Below are 14,434 nucleotides of genomic sequence, written 5' to 3' on the forward strand. Positions count from 1 at the left end.
TGATTGAATGGAAACAGTTAATGGTAAAGGACAAATTCTAGACGGTCATATTTTTATTTACCCAGCTGATGAAGAACGAGTAGACATTCATGACTTACAATCATTTATGCGGAGAAACATTCAGTATGCACAAGAGTACAAGCATAATATGCAGATGTATCTGGGTAATCATGATATTTTGAAACAGCAACGGCGGATGTATGGACCAGATAATCGACTAGTAGCAAACCTACCGCATTACATTGTTGACACATACAATGGTTTCTTTACTGGAATACCACCTAAGATTAGTTTGGATGATGAAGCAAATAATAAAGCACTGCAACAGTGGAACGATACCAATTCACTTCAAGATAAATTATCAGAAATTAGCAAGCAAACGGATATCTACGGACGTTCGTTTGCTTTTGTTTATCAAGATGAAGCTTCCAACACTTGTGTTGCTTATGCTTCTCCAGTTGAAGCATTTATGATCTATGACGACACTGTAGCAAGAAAACCATTTGCTTTCGTACGGTACTGGAGAAATACAGAGAGCGGTCTTTGGTGCGGAACGATCTATTATGCTGATGGTATAGAAAACTTTGCAGGAACGTCCGTAGAAGATACAGAAACGCCTAATCCGTATTCAATGGTTCCAGCAGTAGAATTCTATGGTAATGAAGAGCGGCAGGGTGTCTTTGATAACGTGAAAACATTGATTGATGCTTTAGATAAAGTACTTAGTCAAAAGGCAAACCAAGTGGAATACTTTGATAATGCTTATCTTAAAATTCTTGGCTTAGACTTAGATGAAGATGGGGATGGATTACCTGACGCCAATTTAATTGGTAATCAGATGATTTATTCTCCCAATGTGGATGCAAGCAATGCTGATGTTGGTTTTATCAGTAAGCCAGATGGCGACAATATGCAAGAGCACATTATTGACCGGCTAGTTTCGATGATTTATCAGGTGTCAATGGTAGCTAATTTGAACGATGAAGCCTTTGCTGGTAATTCTTCGGGAGTGGCATTGCAATATAAACTCCTTCCCATGCGGAACATGGCAGCAAACAAAGAGCGGAAGTTCCGGCAAGCTCTCCGGAAACTATATCGGGTTATCTTTAGTGCTGGCAAAGTAACGAAAAGCAAAGAAGCTTGGCAAGATTTAGTCTTTGATTTTAAGCGTAATCTACCAATTAATATGGCGGATGAAGCTGATACATTGCAGAAATTATCAGGGATTGTATCCAAAGAAACGGCATTCCGAAATAGTAGCTTAATTGATGATCCTAAGAAAGAAATTGAGCGAATGAAGAAGGAAAAACAGGAAGCAATGGAAGAAGCGTTGAAGTATGCTCCATCTGCTACTGATCAAATGAAGAATGCTGGTGATACCAATGACGACGAAGAATAGTTATTGGGAACGCCGAGCCATTGAAGAGCGAAAGTGGCAGAAAGCTAATCTTGCTGATGACGTCAAATTTAATCGTTTACTAGAACAGTATTACAAGGAAGCTATCGTTCAGATTAATAAGGATATTGACCAGCAATACCAAGCACTGGCTAGCGCTACTGGTGGTTTACGTAGTGCTTACCGGGCAGTTGATGATGCAGATATTCAGGCTTACATGGTTGAAGCACAAAAGGTCGTTAATCAGGCTAATAAATTACGAGCACTTGGCAAAACAGTGACCTATGCTGATTTTAGCGATGAGGTTAACCAGCACATGCGAGTTTATAACGCAACAATGCGAATTAATCGGTTGGAATATCTTAAAAGCCAGATTGGCTTACATTTAACCGAAGCTAATATGAACATTGATGATAGTATGCGATTGAAGCTTACGGATAGTTATGTTGATGAGGTTAAACGGCAAGCTGGTATCTTAGGTCAAACCGTCAAGTTCAATAAATTCTTGATTGCTGACAACATTTCTAAGATTGTAATGGCACAAACAGCTGGTGCTACTTGGTCACAACGACTGTGGGCTAATCAAGATGCGCTTAAAGCACAGTTAGACCATGTTCTCGCTACTGGTTTTATCACTGGTCAAAGTAACCAAGTAATGGCACGTCGGCTAAAGTCACAAATTAAGGACACGGTTAATAATGCTCGCTATGTGACTGAACGGTTAGCACGGACTGAATCGGCAAGGGTTCAATACCAAGCACAGATTGATAGCATTAAAGCTGCCGATTATAAATATGTGAAGTGGTATGCTGAACCTGGTGCTTGCCGTGTTTGCCAAGAAATAGCTGATAATGATCGCTACGATTTAGGTTATGGTGTATTTCCGGTTGATGAAGCTCCATCAATTCCAGTTCATCCTAATTGTCGCTGCAGTATTAGTGCTTACTGGGTAGATGGTAAGGATAATTTAAGCAAAAATGGTAGTAAAAAAGTTAAGAAGTCTTCTGATGCTGAGGATACTATTAATGCATATAGTGATTTTGAAAAGCTAGTGAAAAGCAATTTTAAGATAAAAAATGTTACTGGTATGGAAAAGACTAGCCCAGAAGCATTAAATAAAATATATAGCGCTTTGAATAGAAACTTTAATCGTTTTCCTGCATTAAAAGGAGAACTGGATAGTATTAAAGGATATTCTAAACTTTCTGATAGAGCGCTTGGCGAATACGTTTCTAAGGAAAAGATGATGAAAATTAATGTTGCTAAAATAGATGGATTTTCTGAAGAACTTAGCAAATGCGTCAAGAGTGGTTGGTGGACTCCCAAAAAAGATTTTACTGGTGTTATTGATCATGAGTTTGGTCATTTTGTGCAATTTAATTATTCAAAGCTTGCTGGTAGTACTTTTGATGCTTGGGAAGATGATCAAAAAAATCAAAGTTGGGGAAATAAACTTATCTATAAAGCGCTGGAAAATAGTGGTGAAGAATTAAGTAGAGATAATGTGGTAAAACACTGTTCAAAGTATGGTGCAACTAATAATTATGAATTATTTGCTGAATATTTTTCTAATGAGAGTGACGATCCTGTTGTTAAAGAATTTAATAAATTGTTAAATGCAGAAAAATGTTTTAAGAAGGTGGAAAAATGATTGTGCCGCCTAAGGAGATTATTGATTTGTTAGAAGTTAAAAATGGAGAATTAACAATTAAAGATACGGCTAATAAAACTCAATTAGTAAAGTTTGTTGAATTTAAACAAGAATTAGCCAAAAGAAATATGATGCATTCGGATTAATTCTGAGTGCTTTTTATTTTCTTAATTAAATTCTTTTCAAGGGGAATCCTTTATTATCAAGGGTTCTCTTTTTTCGTAACTAAATATTTTGGACTTTTTACTTGTTTGCAGTCGTAAAAGAACAACTCGGATATTACAGTCGACCGGACTATAAATGAGGTGTTATTTATGTTTGAAAAGTTGCCAATGAATTTACAATTCTTTGCTGATCCGGAACCAGCTCCTGATAATGACGGTGCACCTGAGGGAGCTGATGGCGAGGACAAGGGTAAAAAAGAAAAAATATTTACCCAAGCTGAGTTAGATAAGATTGTTCAAGAACGTCTTAATCGGGCCTTGAAGAATAAGCAACAAGAAATTGATAATGCTAAGACCGAAGCAGCTAAGCTTGCTAAGATGAATAAGGATCAGAAACAAGAATATAAAATTCAGCAATCAGAACAACGGGCAGCAGATGCCGAAGCAGAATTGGCACGCTATAAAATGCGTGATACTGCTAAGCAACAATTGGTCGATGGTGGATATACTAATCCAACTGACGAAGATATCGACTTGATTGTTACTGACAAGGCAGAAACTACTCAAGAACGTGGTGAAGCCTTCCTTAATGCGTATGAACGGATTAAGGAAAAAGTTCGTCAAGAATTATTGAAGGGCAAGTCACCACGAATTAATGGTGCTCCCGCTGCCACAATGACAAAAGCAGAAATTTCAAAGATCAAGGATCCAATTAAACGGCAACAAGCCATTAAGGACAACCTTGGTCTTTACAATTACTAAGGAGGAATAATTAATATGCCAGCAGATGCAAATTTAATTACACAACAAGATTTAATTGCTCAATCAATTGACTTTAATGAACAATTCAAGGATGGGCTAGGAACCTTATTAGAAATTCTTGGGGTAACACGAATGACCCCAATGGCTCAAGGATCACAAATTAAGATTTACAAGTCAGAAGTTACTAAGGCTGATGGGACAGCCGGTGAAGGAGAAGAAATTCCACTATCCAAGGTTACTCGTAAGCTTGATAAGACACTAACCCTTGACTTCAAGAAGTATCGGAAAATGACAACGGCCGAAGCAATTCAATCTACTGGGTTCCAAGGTGCTGTTACTGATACTGACGCTAAATTAATCCGTGAAATTCAAAAGGATGTTAAGCAAGAATTATTTGACTTTACTGGAACCGGTACTACTAAGGCTTCTGGTGAGACGTTCCAAAAAGCGTTAGCCAAGGGATTAGGACAATTAGCAGTAAAGTGGGAAGACAATGATATTCAATCTGTTGCCTTTGTTAATCCAATTGATTTCTATGATTACTTAGCTAATGCACAGATTACTACCCAATCAGCCTTTGGTTTGCAATACGTCAAGAACTTCATGGGTGTAGATACGATTATTATGTCTAATGCTGTTAAACAAGGAACTATCAATTTGACCGCTAGCCAAAATATTAACTATGCTTATGCTTCAATTACTGGTGCATTGAGCCAAGCATTTAATCTTGTCACTGATGAAACTGGCTTAATGGGTGTAGCTCATGATGCTGTTAACAACCGTTTGTCATATGAGACAGTAATTCTTCTAGCTGGAAAACTTTATGCTGAACGGCTTGATGGGATTGTAACTGCAACGATTGGTACAGCGTCAAAATAACAACGTCCGAGGATAAGTCGGACGATAATCCAAAGGGTGACCAATAATGGAGCAACCAGCAACATTGGCAAACCTCAAAACAATGCTACAACTAAAATCAGATAAGCAAGATAATTTACTAAAACTCATTATTGAGAACACTGAACAGGCGTTACGATTTAAGTTAGGTATTAAAGGCGATGAAAACTTACCTAATGAGTTAGGTTTTATTGCTCTTGAAGTTTGCGTACGACGGTATAATCGAATTTCTAATGAAGGAATGGCTTCCTATTCACAAGAAGGACAATCAATTACTTTTAATTCATCTGATTTTGACGACTTCATGGAAGATATTAATGCTTGGCGTGAACAGCATGGAAAGAATGTCAAGTCTCTAGGGAAAGCTCAATTCTTCAATCCATACCGAGGTGATTCCAGTGCGTTACAATCACGAAATTAAATTCTTTAGTGAAGATAAGAGGCACTATAATCCAATTACTTCACAAAACGAAGGCGGAACGGGATTAATCGCTGATGTAATGGGTAATGTTACTGATGTTGGTGCTGACCGTTCTACAAAACTTTTTGGGAGTATTGTTCAAGGAATTAAGGTTATTCGTTTAGTTGAACCAATAGATGAGAAGTGGGCTTATTTAACAATTGATGATGGTAAAACTAAGTATCGAATGCGAACTACAACTACTCCATTGAAAAATGTTTCAATTTTGGTAGGTGAAGATATTGGGAAAGCCTAAGATGACACTTGAAGGACTAGACGAATTGCAAACAGCAATTAAAGCTAAAATGGATCTTACTGAAGTACCTCAAGTTGTAAAGAAACATGGTGCACAATTATCTAGTCGCACTCAATCTAATATGCAGACTGCCTATACACACGGTTATTCTACTGGACGGACACGGCGTTCAGTTAAACCAATCTTTAGTGATGGTGGTATGACCGTTTCAGTTGGTCTAACCACTGATTATTTCCCATACTTGGAATATGGCACTCGTTTTATGTCTGCAATGCCGACCTTAAAGCCTGCTTTTGATGTTCAGTCGCAAATGTTTATCAACGAATTAAAAAGGTTGATGCAATGATGAAATCTCCACAACAAGAATTGTATGATTATGTGTTTTTACAATCGATGAACAAAGGATATGACACTTACGACCATTTACCAATGGCTTCTGAGAACGTTGATTATCCCTTTGTGACCTTGGAGAATATGAATTTAGTACCACTGCCAACTAAGACTTCAATTGGTGCTGAAATTAATCTCGCAGTAAACGTGTGGGGCAATCAAGATCAACGACTAACGGTTGATACTATCGCTAGTTCGTTGTTAATGATTGCCTCTTTGTCGTTTAAAACGGCAGATTATCGGTATCGTGGTCGAATGAGTGGTAGTGATTATCAAATTATTCAAGATACGAGTGTTCCCGATACTGTTTTAAATCATGCAATTGTTAATTTGAAATTTAACTTAATTTAGAAAGGATGAAAATTACATGGCAAATAATGATATTCAATACTTACAGGGTATTGATACAGTGGCTTATGTTCGTTTGCTTGAAAATGCAGCAAAGGAACGTGGGCAACTTATTCCTTACCAAACATCACTAGATTTTGATCCACAACGTGATACAGATACCACTCAAACGAAGCAAGGCGGGGTTCCTACCACTTCTTCATTAGAAACCGACTTAGAAATTGAGTTCGTACACAACATTAGTAAGGTATCTGATGATTTAATGACTTCACTCTTGAAGAACAAGGATATTGAAGTATGGATTGTTTACCGAAAGCGTCGTAATGCGCAAGGCCAATACTTTGCTTGGTACATGCGTGGGATTGTGTCCGAAGATGAAAACGAAAACGACCCAGATGATAATTCAACCCGTGATGTAACCTTCACAATTAAAGGAGAACCACAACGGGGATGGTTAACATTACCAGATGATGCAGAAGAAGAACTTGCTTATGTCTTCCAAGGTATCGGTCAAGTTACCGACCAAGATAAGCAAGGCGGTGGCATAGCATTTGTTGATGGTGATGCAGGTAAAGGTTCTGCTGATGTACCAGCGAGTAAGTGAAGAAATAACGAATGAAGGAGAATCATAATAATGGAACTTAAATTAAACGATAAGACAATTGAATTAAACTTTGGTGTGCGATTTGTCCGTGAGCTTGATAAGGTAGCGGGGATGTCAGTAAACGGTCAGTCATTTGGTTTTGGCTTAACCAAATCGTTACCAGCACTGCAAGCATATGATCCAGCAGTATTGAGTGATATTATCTACTCTGCAGCTTATGGAGTTAAACCACGACCAACACAAAAAGTGATTGATGATTTTATTGATAACTGCAAAGACCTAGAAAAAGTATTTGATGAAGTCCAGAAAGAAATTAATGAATCTAATGCTGTTAAGGTAGCAGCAAAAAACATGAAGCCCTAGGAAATCTAACAAGCGAACAGCAATACCATGAAATATTGCTTAATAGCTTAGCTTTCCTGGGCTTTTCTCGTATTGAAGATATTGAAAAGATGGGATTGCGAGAATATTATTTACGGCTTGAAGCATATAACCTCCGCCGGGTACAAGAACAAGAGGATATCGCCGTTCAAGCATGGTGGAATCACTTGGTTACCCAGCAAAAAGGAAGTGCTAAGCACCCTAAGCCACGTTTTAGAGAAATAACTGAATTATATGATGAACAAAAGATGATTGATAAGGTGCGTTCTAGCTTTGAAAGTGATTATCAACCACAATCTTTTAGTCATAAATCAGTTAATCGTGCTGAAATCTTTGCTAAGCGAGTGGAAGAGTTTAGGAAACTAAAACAAGCCGGCAAGATTATCCCGCTTAAAGAAAGGGGGATAAGTCATGGCTGATTATAGTGTTAGAGCAATTTTATCTGCAGTTGACCAGTCTTTTAGTTCTACTCTTGCAAGAGCGGGACAGGCGACACAAGCATTTGGGAATTCTGTAAATTCTAAAATGCAGGGTGTTGGTAAAGCTATGACTGTTGCTGGTGCCGCTACTACTGCAATGGGGATGAAGTCTGTTAAATCATTTGGTGATTTTCAAGCTTCTCTGAATAAAGCAGCGGTGGTAGCTGGTGGGACATCAAAGGATATAGATGGACTGGCTGATGTTGCCAACCGAATGGGTGCTATTTTACCAATTAGTGCTCAAGATGCTGCTGATGCCATGATTGAAATGGCACAGAACGGTGCTTCACTTGAAGATTTAAAGAAGCAATTTCCTGCTATTGCTGAGGCGTCAACAGCCGCTGGATCAGACCTTCAAGCAACTGCTGGCGTTGTACAACAATCAATGAATATTTGGTCAGATAGTTTAGAATCGCCTGAGCAAGCTGCTGGCATTTTAGTTCAGACTGCGAATGCCTCAAAAGCGTCAATTGAGGATATGCAACAAGCTTTGGCAACGGTTGGATCAGTTGCACACATGGCTGGAATGGATATGGGAACAACATCTGAAGCTATTGGGTTAATTACAAATCGTGGATTTAGTGCCGCTCAAGCAGCAGATGACTTGAATCATGCTATCACTCAAATGTTAGCTCCATCTTCTATTGCAAAAAAAGAAATGGATGCATTAGGTCTATCCTTTGTTGATAGTGCCGGTAAGATGAAACCTTTCCCACAAATTCTCCAAGAAATTGCAGATAAGACTAATGGAATGGGCGATGCTCAAAAAACAGCAGCGTTAAAAGCAATGTTTGGTGCCGCCGGTATGAAAGCAATTGCTCCACTCCTTGACGCTATTAATGATAAGACTGGTAGTGCCCAAACCTCATGGGCCGCATATGCCGCTGAACAAGATAAAGCTGCGGGGTCGACGGCTAAAGCCACTAAATTCCTTTCTGAGCAAGCTAATGATATGCAAAAGAATATAGGTTCAAAGATTGAACAAGTTGGTGGTAATTGGGAAGCACTTCGTAATAAGGCAATGGCTGCTAAGGGTGGAGTTAATGGTGCCTTACTAGACATGATTAACCAGACCCTAGAATGGGCTACTACTTCTGATAGTTCAATTGCTCAATTTACTCGGAGCTTTATTGGTTTGTCGCCTGTTATTGGTCCAGCAATCACAGCAGTGGGTGCTTTTACTACTAATGTTGGTAAGATTGTAGGTTTAGTCGGTGGTGCTATTGGTGCTATTGGTAATCTAGGACGAACATTTATTGTTTTGAAACAAGCTTCTGATCTTACAACAGCTATAACAGGATTAGAGAAGTTAGCTAAGAAGTCTACAATCGCTAAAACTGCCATGTATGGATTAAAAGGTGTTCGTGCAATTTTTGGCCCGTTAAAGGCTGCAATTGTAGGAACAACTGCTGCCGAAGAGGGAATGGCAACTGCAACTGCTGCTGCAGCTGTTCCATGGGGATTGATAGTTGCTGCCATTGCTGCAGTGGTTGCTGCCTTAGTTATCTTCTTCACTAAAACAAAACTAGGACAACAAATTTGGGCTAATTTTGTAAATTGGTTAAAGCAGGCATGGGCTAGCTTAAAACAATTAGCTTCCACCGTTTGGAATGCAATAGGCCAAGCAGTAACACATCCTGTTGAAACAATTAAAGGTTTGTGGAATGGCTTGACTAGTTGGTTTAGTCAGTTATGGCAAAAAATTGTCACTACTGCTAAATCGTTGTGGAATGGATTTGCACAATTCTTTGTTCCAGTAGTTGAAGCAGTAAAAAATATTTGGAATAGTATTTCAGAATTTTTTAGTACATTGTGGCAAGGCATAGTTACTACTGCACAAGGTGTTTGGAATAGCTTTGTGCAAGGTATGACTCCGATTGTCGATGCTTTTAAGAATCTATGGAACGCATTGACAGAGTTTTTCAGTACTTTATGGCAAGGTATCGTAACAGCAGCACAAGCTATCTGGCAAACTTTCGTTCAGATTTTTACTTCGATTGTAGAAGCAATTAAAACTATCTGGCAAGGATTAGTTGAGTTCTTCACTCCACTTTGGCAGGGCATAGTTACAACAGCGCAAGCTATCTGGCAACAATTAGTCACAGTAGTGCAAACTGTTTGGGATAATATTAAGACTATTACACAAACCGCAATTCAAGTTATTGCTCAAATTATTCAAACAACTATGCAGATTGTTCAAAGTATTTGGTCTACTGTCTGGGATGTAATCAAGACGGTAGTCCAGACTGTTTGGACAGTTATTTCAACAATAGTTTCAACTGCAATTAATGCAGTTGCTGGAATTATTAAAGCAGTAACCGCAGCAATCAAGGGTGATTGGTCTGGTGCATGGAACGAAATTAAAGGTGTCGTTTCAACAGTTTGGAATGGTATAAAAACGATTGTTAGCACGGTCTTTAATGCTGTTAAGTCGATCATTAATAGTATTCTGAACGGGATTAAATCAGTTTGGAGTTCTGCTTGGAATGGTATTAAGAGTATTGCTTCCAGTGTTATGAATGGGATACGATCAGTCGTATCTAGTGGTATGAGTAGCGTTCGTTCAGTAGTTTCAAGCATGATGAGTTCTGTTCGATCTGCATTTAGTGCTGGCTGGAATGCTGCAAGGAGTGTAACTTCTAGTGGTATTCACAGAGCAGTCAATGTAGTGCGGTCTGCAGCTAGTGGAATGATTTCTGCCGGTCGTAACTTTGTAATGGGCTTTGTTAATGGTATTCGTGGTGCAATTGGTGCTGCTGCTAATGCGGCTGCAAACATGGCACGGTCTGCAATGAATGCTGCTAAATCAGCATTAGGGATTCATTCACCATCACGTGTTATGCGTGATCAGGTTGGTTATTATGTTGTCGCTGGATTCGCTAAGGGGATGAACGACAATACCAACATGATTGAAAAGGCTGCTAATAACCTTGCAAGTTACGCTGTCCCATCAGTAGATATTGGCAATTCAATTAATGGTGTCCTTAGTCATGGCAATGTCAGTAATAATATTGGTGGTACGATCGACCATCAGTTAAACATTAATCAGCAACCAGCCTATATTAATCTTTCACTGGGCGGAACAGAATATACAGCGTTTGTTGAAGATATTAGTCGTGAACAAGGAAATCAAAGTTCTTTAAGACAATTTAGATTTTAGGAGGTAAAAGTTATGTATGGATTTACGAATATGGATATTAATCCATCAATTAACAGTCCCACCCGCCCGGTGGAGGCAATTAATTATGGTGGTCATTGGTTAGATGATGAAATCACTGGTTTTACTACTTTAGTTGTGAGTGGTCGACACACATTCTCACGAAAAATAAATGATGTTGATTTAACTGGTGACGGCAATATGTATTTGTCATCTAAATTAGAAAGTCGCAAACTAGAAGTTAAATTTATGATTGAAACTGATTCAATAACTGAATATAACCGTCAGATGGAACAGCTAAACATTATTTTGTCTAGCCCCCATCAGCAGTTACTTTTCGCTGATTATCCAGAAGCAGTTTATGTAGGTACCGTGACGGAAATTAAAATGAATAACGATACTTTGAATGATGCAGGTACAATTGAGATTGAATGCAGTGATCCGTTTGCTTATAGCAATGAACAGACCGCTACATTCACTGGTACAAGTTATAAGGTTCCATCAATGGGGCTGAATTATGATCAAACACCAGACACAATTATTTTCAGTCCTAGCGCTGATATTTCATCTTTGATAATTACCAATGGCGATAAAAAGATCGAAATTAACCAGGAAATTTCAGCCAATGTAAAGGTACTAATAGATTTTAATAATTTGGACGTGGTTATTAATGAAGTTTCGGCATTGATGAATGTGACTCTTGATAGTAATTTAGGCGACTTCTATATTAGGGACGGTGATACAATTAATTTTTCAGCAGGTGGAAATATTGAAATTAAGTACAGGGTGAAGAAATTATGAGGATGTATCTATTAGATAAGAAGCAACGTGTTAGACGTTGGCTTAAAGATAATGATTTCGTTGAAGCAGAAATGACGGAAGAAATTAATGCAGCTAATCAGATTAACTTTTCTTTGCCCTTGAAGGAACGAGTTGCGGATAATATTTACTATGTCGCAATCCCTACACCAAGAAGCAAGCAACGTTATTTACTATTTAAATTGCTTAGCGAACAAGTCAAGAATGACCGAATTGAATACCAAGGAATCGAAGAAGCATATGATGAACTGAAACAGTACGGCTATATTAAGGATATTCGTCCTAATGAACGGACTGCGGAAGAAATGCTAAAAATGGTTCTTGAACCGACAAGGTGGTCATTGGGCGATGTTCCGGAAACCAATCATCAATCAACAAATTTCTACTATATTAGTTACTTAGAAGCTCTACAAAAAGTTGTGGGGCTTTTTAATATTGAGCTAACTTTTGAAGTTACGATTGATTCAAAGAGTAATAAAATAACCCGCCGGCAAGTCAATGTTTATAAGCAACAAGGACAGCGGACGGGTAAGAGATTTGAATATGGTTCTAATTTATTGACGGTTGAGCAGGAGCAGAATAGTCAAGAATTGATTACTGCCTTAGTCGGTCGTGGTAAAGGTGAACAAGTGTCGGAAGGTCATGATGATACTCCTGATGGTTATGGTCGACGGATTACTTTTACCGATGTGGTTTGGTCAAAGAAGAACGGTAATCCAGTTGATAAACCAGCGGGTCAAGAATATCTTGTTGACCCGGAAGCAACTGAATTATATGGATTTAGTGATGGTAACCCTCGTATTGGTTTAACTGTCTTTGAAGATATTGAAGACCCAATTGAGCTAATCAATGCCACCTGGCAAGCCTTACAATCGTTAAAACGACCAAAGGTGAGCTTTAAAGCTGATGTTACTGATGTTGGTAACCTTGGACTTGGTGATACTGTTGCGATTATTCGCCATGACCTAAAGATTGAATACTTTACACGAGTTTATAAAGTAAAGCATAACCTACTTGATGAAAATGATAATCAAATCGAACTGGGGGATGACTTTAGCGGTCATAGTATCACTAGTTCAATTATCAAGGTTGATGGGATTGCGAATGAAGCAAAAGAAGTGGCTGGTCATGCTGCTATTGCGGCGAACGGTAAGAATAATAATTACTATTCTTCTGTTCAACCACTTGCACCTATTGAAGGTGACATCTGGTACAAAGATCTTGGCAATGGCGAAACCGATATGTATCAATATCACAATGGTGGTTGGGTATTTATCCAGTCTACTCGTGATTTACATATTGTTGAAAATCAGGTTAAGGAAGCACAGCAGGGTCTTAACCAAGCCAAGGCCGACATCATCACCAATAAGCAAAAGGCTGATACCGACATTGAGAATCTCAACAAGTCAATTGCAGCTAATAAGAAGACTGCTGATGATAGCTTACAACGGTTAAGTGATGGCATTACTAAGTTACAAGGTCAGTATGATAACAACATTGTTCCTGATTTAACTAAAGTAACTAATGATGTAGCTGATGCCTTGCAGAAGTATATTTCAGCGCAAAATAATATTGTTGATCTAACCAAGCATGCTCAACAACAAGGTAAAAACATTGCTGACGTGACTAAGACGGTTGATGGTTTGAATATCAACTATGCTAACCTGCTAGGGGATGTTAATTCCACAAAAGTTGATGTAAAGGGTATGCAAACCACACTTGGCAATGCAAGTGGTGATATTGCACAGTTAAAGCTTGATGCTCAAAACTTACAAACGTTATTAGCAGGTAAGGTTGATAATGCTACTTATACCAATTTTGTTAATCTGACCAACCAAGCGCTGAATGCTAAGTTAACGGCTAGCGACTTGAACGGTTATGCAAAGACGGCTGACTTACAAGCAACGGCTAATGGGTTAAAGTTTAACATTGATAGCGTTACTGATTGGATGAATAATTTGAAGATTGGTGGACGGAATTTAATCCTTAACAGTGATAAGGATATTGTTATCGAATCAAAAACCACAGATCCTTGGCCCGCTTGGTGTAATAAAGCAATTTATTGGGATTTAACCCCAGGCGAAACGTATACTTTTTCGGTTTCAGCAACCAATACTAATAACGTTCAAGAAGCTTCAATGCGAATTTGGAATTCAGCAAGTAATAAAGAAATCGGCTCAGCTAATTTCTATTTCTTAGCAGATGGAAAACGACATTCAAAGACATTTACAATTCCAAAAGATGGAACAAGTTATAGTGTTTGGTTATATGCAGGTCATATGGGAAAATCGAGGGAAAGAACTTTGCAACTACTTTCCATCACCCTATGCTTCAAGTTGGGAATGCTGGAACAGAGTGGGTGCCAAGTACGGATGATGTTCAACACGATTTAACTGAACTGTCTGGCCGAATTACTGCAACTAGTCAGCAATTTAGTAGCTATTACACTAAGTCGGAAACCGATAATAAAACCAATTCTGCTAAGAATGACGCCATTAACACAATCAGAAATGATGGAAACTGGCAAGGGTTAAGTAATATTCTGACTAATTCAGGATTTCTCCAAACTGCTGATGGCTTTATGCAAAAGGTTCAACAGACCACTGTTCCTATGTTTAATGGCGGTGGAGTTAATCTACTACTAAATACCCAGAATTTTGACCATAATTG

16 protein-coding genes are annotated in these 14,434 nt (G+C 38.5%); all 16 read left to right on the plus strand.

Annotation, left to right across the window (positions count from 1 at the left end):
• The first annotated feature begins 7 nt into the window (after nt 1-7).
• The gene (locus IEU90_RS10560; RefSeq protein WP_153710903.1) at nt 8-1,399 is read left to right on the plus strand and encodes a phage portal protein; all 1,392 of its coding nucleotides are present in this window, start codon (nt 8-10) and stop codon (nt 1,397-1,399) included.
• Nucleotides 1,383-3,047: a structural protein gene (locus IEU90_RS10565; RefSeq protein WP_188358116.1), complete on the plus strand. Its 1,665-nt coding sequence runs from the start codon at nt 1,383-1,385 to the stop codon at nt 3,045-3,047. Before IEU90_RS10560 ends, IEU90_RS10565 begins: the two co-directional genes overlap by 17 nt.
• Complete coding sequence (locus IEU90_RS10570; RefSeq protein WP_153710901.1) at nt 3,044-3,193, plus strand: hypothetical protein; 150 nt, start codon at nt 3,044-3,046, stop codon at nt 3,191-3,193. Before IEU90_RS10565 ends, IEU90_RS10570 begins: the two co-directional genes overlap by 4 nt.
• A gap of 168 nt (nt 3,194-3,361) precedes the next feature.
• Entirely contained in the window at nt 3,362-3,973 is a 612-nt protein-coding gene (locus tag IEU90_RS10575) for a DUF4355 domain-containing protein (protein ID WP_153710900.1), read from the plus strand.
• Between the two features lie 15 nt (nt 3,974-3,988).
• Nucleotides 3,989-4,852, plus strand: coding sequence for a hypothetical protein (locus IEU90_RS10580; RefSeq protein WP_153710899.1), 864 nt, complete (start codon nt 3,989-3,991; stop codon nt 4,850-4,852).
• A gap of 46 nt (nt 4,853-4,898) precedes the next feature.
• A complete protein-coding gene (locus IEU90_RS10585) occupies nt 4,899-5,291 on the plus strand; it encodes a phage head-tail connector protein (protein WP_153710898.1) in 393 nt (130 codons plus the stop codon).
• On the plus strand, nt 5,269-5,586 hold the full coding sequence (locus IEU90_RS10590; RefSeq protein ID WP_229723683.1) for a hypothetical protein: 318 nt from the start codon (nt 5,269-5,271) through the stop codon (nt 5,584-5,586). The genes IEU90_RS10585 and IEU90_RS10590 overlap by 23 nt, the downstream gene beginning before the upstream one ends.
• Before the next feature lies 1 nt (nt 5,587).
• Nucleotides 5,588-5,932, plus strand: a complete 345-nt coding sequence (locus IEU90_RS10595) for an HK97-gp10 family putative phage morphogenesis protein (protein WP_229723685.1) — start codon at nt 5,588-5,590, stop codon at nt 5,930-5,932.
• On the plus strand, nt 5,929-6,327 hold the full coding sequence (locus tag IEU90_RS10600; protein WP_153710896.1) for a gp17 family tail completion protein: 399 nt from the start codon (nt 5,929-5,931) through the stop codon (nt 6,325-6,327). The genes IEU90_RS10595 and IEU90_RS10600 overlap by 4 nt, the downstream gene beginning before the upstream one ends.
• A 16-nt stretch (nt 6,328-6,343) precedes the next feature.
• Complete coding sequence (locus IEU90_RS10605; RefSeq protein WP_188358118.1) at nt 6,344-6,928, plus strand: phage tail tube protein; 585 nt, start codon at nt 6,344-6,346, stop codon at nt 6,926-6,928.
• A 30-nt stretch (nt 6,929-6,958) separates the two neighbouring features.
• Entirely contained in the window at nt 6,959-7,291 is a 333-nt protein-coding gene (locus IEU90_RS10610) for a tail assembly chaperone (protein WP_153710894.1), read from the plus strand.
• A gap of 89 nt (nt 7,292-7,380) precedes the next feature.
• On the plus strand, nt 7,381-7,728 hold the full coding sequence (locus IEU90_RS10615) for a hypothetical protein (RefSeq protein WP_153710893.1): 348 nt from the start codon (nt 7,381-7,383) through the stop codon (nt 7,726-7,728).
• Nucleotides 7,721-10,948: a phage tail tape measure protein gene (locus IEU90_RS10620; protein ID WP_188358119.1), complete on the plus strand. Its 3,228-nt coding sequence runs from the start codon at nt 7,721-7,723 to the stop codon at nt 10,946-10,948. The genes IEU90_RS10615 and IEU90_RS10620 overlap by 8 nt, the downstream gene beginning before the upstream one ends.
• A gap of 12 nt (nt 10,949-10,960) precedes the next feature.
• A complete protein-coding gene (locus tag IEU90_RS10625; protein WP_153710891.1) occupies nt 10,961-11,746 on the plus strand; it encodes a distal tail protein Dit in 786 nt (261 codons plus the stop codon).
• Nucleotides 11,743-14,157, plus strand: coding sequence for a phage tail spike protein (locus IEU90_RS10630; protein WP_188358120.1), 2,415 nt, complete (start codon nt 11,743-11,745; stop codon nt 14,155-14,157). The genes IEU90_RS10625 and IEU90_RS10630 overlap by 4 nt, the downstream gene beginning before the upstream one ends.
• Nucleotides 14,124-14,434: hypothetical protein (locus tag IEU90_RS10635; RefSeq protein WP_188358121.1), on the plus strand; the 311-nt coding region annotated here is incomplete at its 3' end. The genes IEU90_RS10630 and IEU90_RS10635, both read left to right, overlap by 34 nt.

The sequence above is a fragment of the Limosilactobacillus caviae genome (assembly GCF_014635905.1).
Taxonomy (GTDB): Bacteria; Bacillota; Bacilli; order Lactobacillales; family Lactobacillaceae; genus Limosilactobacillus; species Limosilactobacillus caviae.

What these genes read in the sequence shown, in the direction of transcription:
- IEU90_RS10560 (WP_153710903.1), top strand. Translation starts at nt 8, where the DNA reads ATGGAAACAGTTAATGGTAAAGGACAAATTCTAGACGGTCATATTTTT.
- IEU90_RS10565 (WP_188358116.1), top strand. Translation starts at nt 1,383, where the DNA reads ATGACGACGAAGAATAGTTATTGGGAACGCCGAGCCATTGAAGAGCGA.
- IEU90_RS10570 (WP_153710901.1), top strand. Translation starts at nt 3,044, where the DNA reads ATGATTGTGCCGCCTAAGGAGATTATTGATTTGTTAGAAGTTAAAAAT.
- IEU90_RS10575 (WP_153710900.1), top strand. Translation starts at nt 3,362, where the DNA reads ATGTTTGAAAAGTTGCCAATGAATTTACAATTCTTTGCTGATCCGGAA.
- IEU90_RS10580 (WP_153710899.1), top strand. Translation starts at nt 3,989, where the DNA reads ATGCCAGCAGATGCAAATTTAATTACACAACAAGATTTAATTGCTCAA.
- IEU90_RS10585 (WP_153710898.1), top strand. Translation starts at nt 4,899, where the DNA reads ATGGAGCAACCAGCAACATTGGCAAACCTCAAAACAATGCTACAACTA.
- IEU90_RS10595 (WP_229723685.1), top strand. Translation starts at nt 5,588, where the DNA reads ATGACACTTGAAGGACTAGACGAATTGCAAACAGCAATTAAAGCTAAA.
- IEU90_RS10600 (WP_153710896.1), top strand. Translation starts at nt 5,929, where the DNA reads ATGATGAAATCTCCACAACAAGAATTGTATGATTATGTGTTTTTACAA.
- IEU90_RS10605 (WP_188358118.1), top strand. Translation starts at nt 6,344, where the DNA reads ATGGCAAATAATGATATTCAATACTTACAGGGTATTGATACAGTGGCT.
- IEU90_RS10610 (WP_153710894.1), top strand. Translation starts at nt 6,959, where the DNA reads ATGGAACTTAAATTAAACGATAAGACAATTGAATTAAACTTTGGTGTG.
- IEU90_RS10615 (WP_153710893.1), top strand. Translation starts at nt 7,381, where the DNA reads ATGGGATTGCGAGAATATTATTTACGGCTTGAAGCATATAACCTCCGC.
- IEU90_RS10620 (WP_188358119.1), top strand. Translation starts at nt 7,721, where the DNA reads ATGGCTGATTATAGTGTTAGAGCAATTTTATCTGCAGTTGACCAGTCT.
- IEU90_RS10625 (WP_153710891.1), top strand. Translation starts at nt 10,961, where the DNA reads ATGTATGGATTTACGAATATGGATATTAATCCATCAATTAACAGTCCC.
- IEU90_RS10630 (WP_188358120.1), top strand. Translation starts at nt 11,743, where the DNA reads ATGAGGATGTATCTATTAGATAAGAAGCAACGTGTTAGACGTTGGCTT.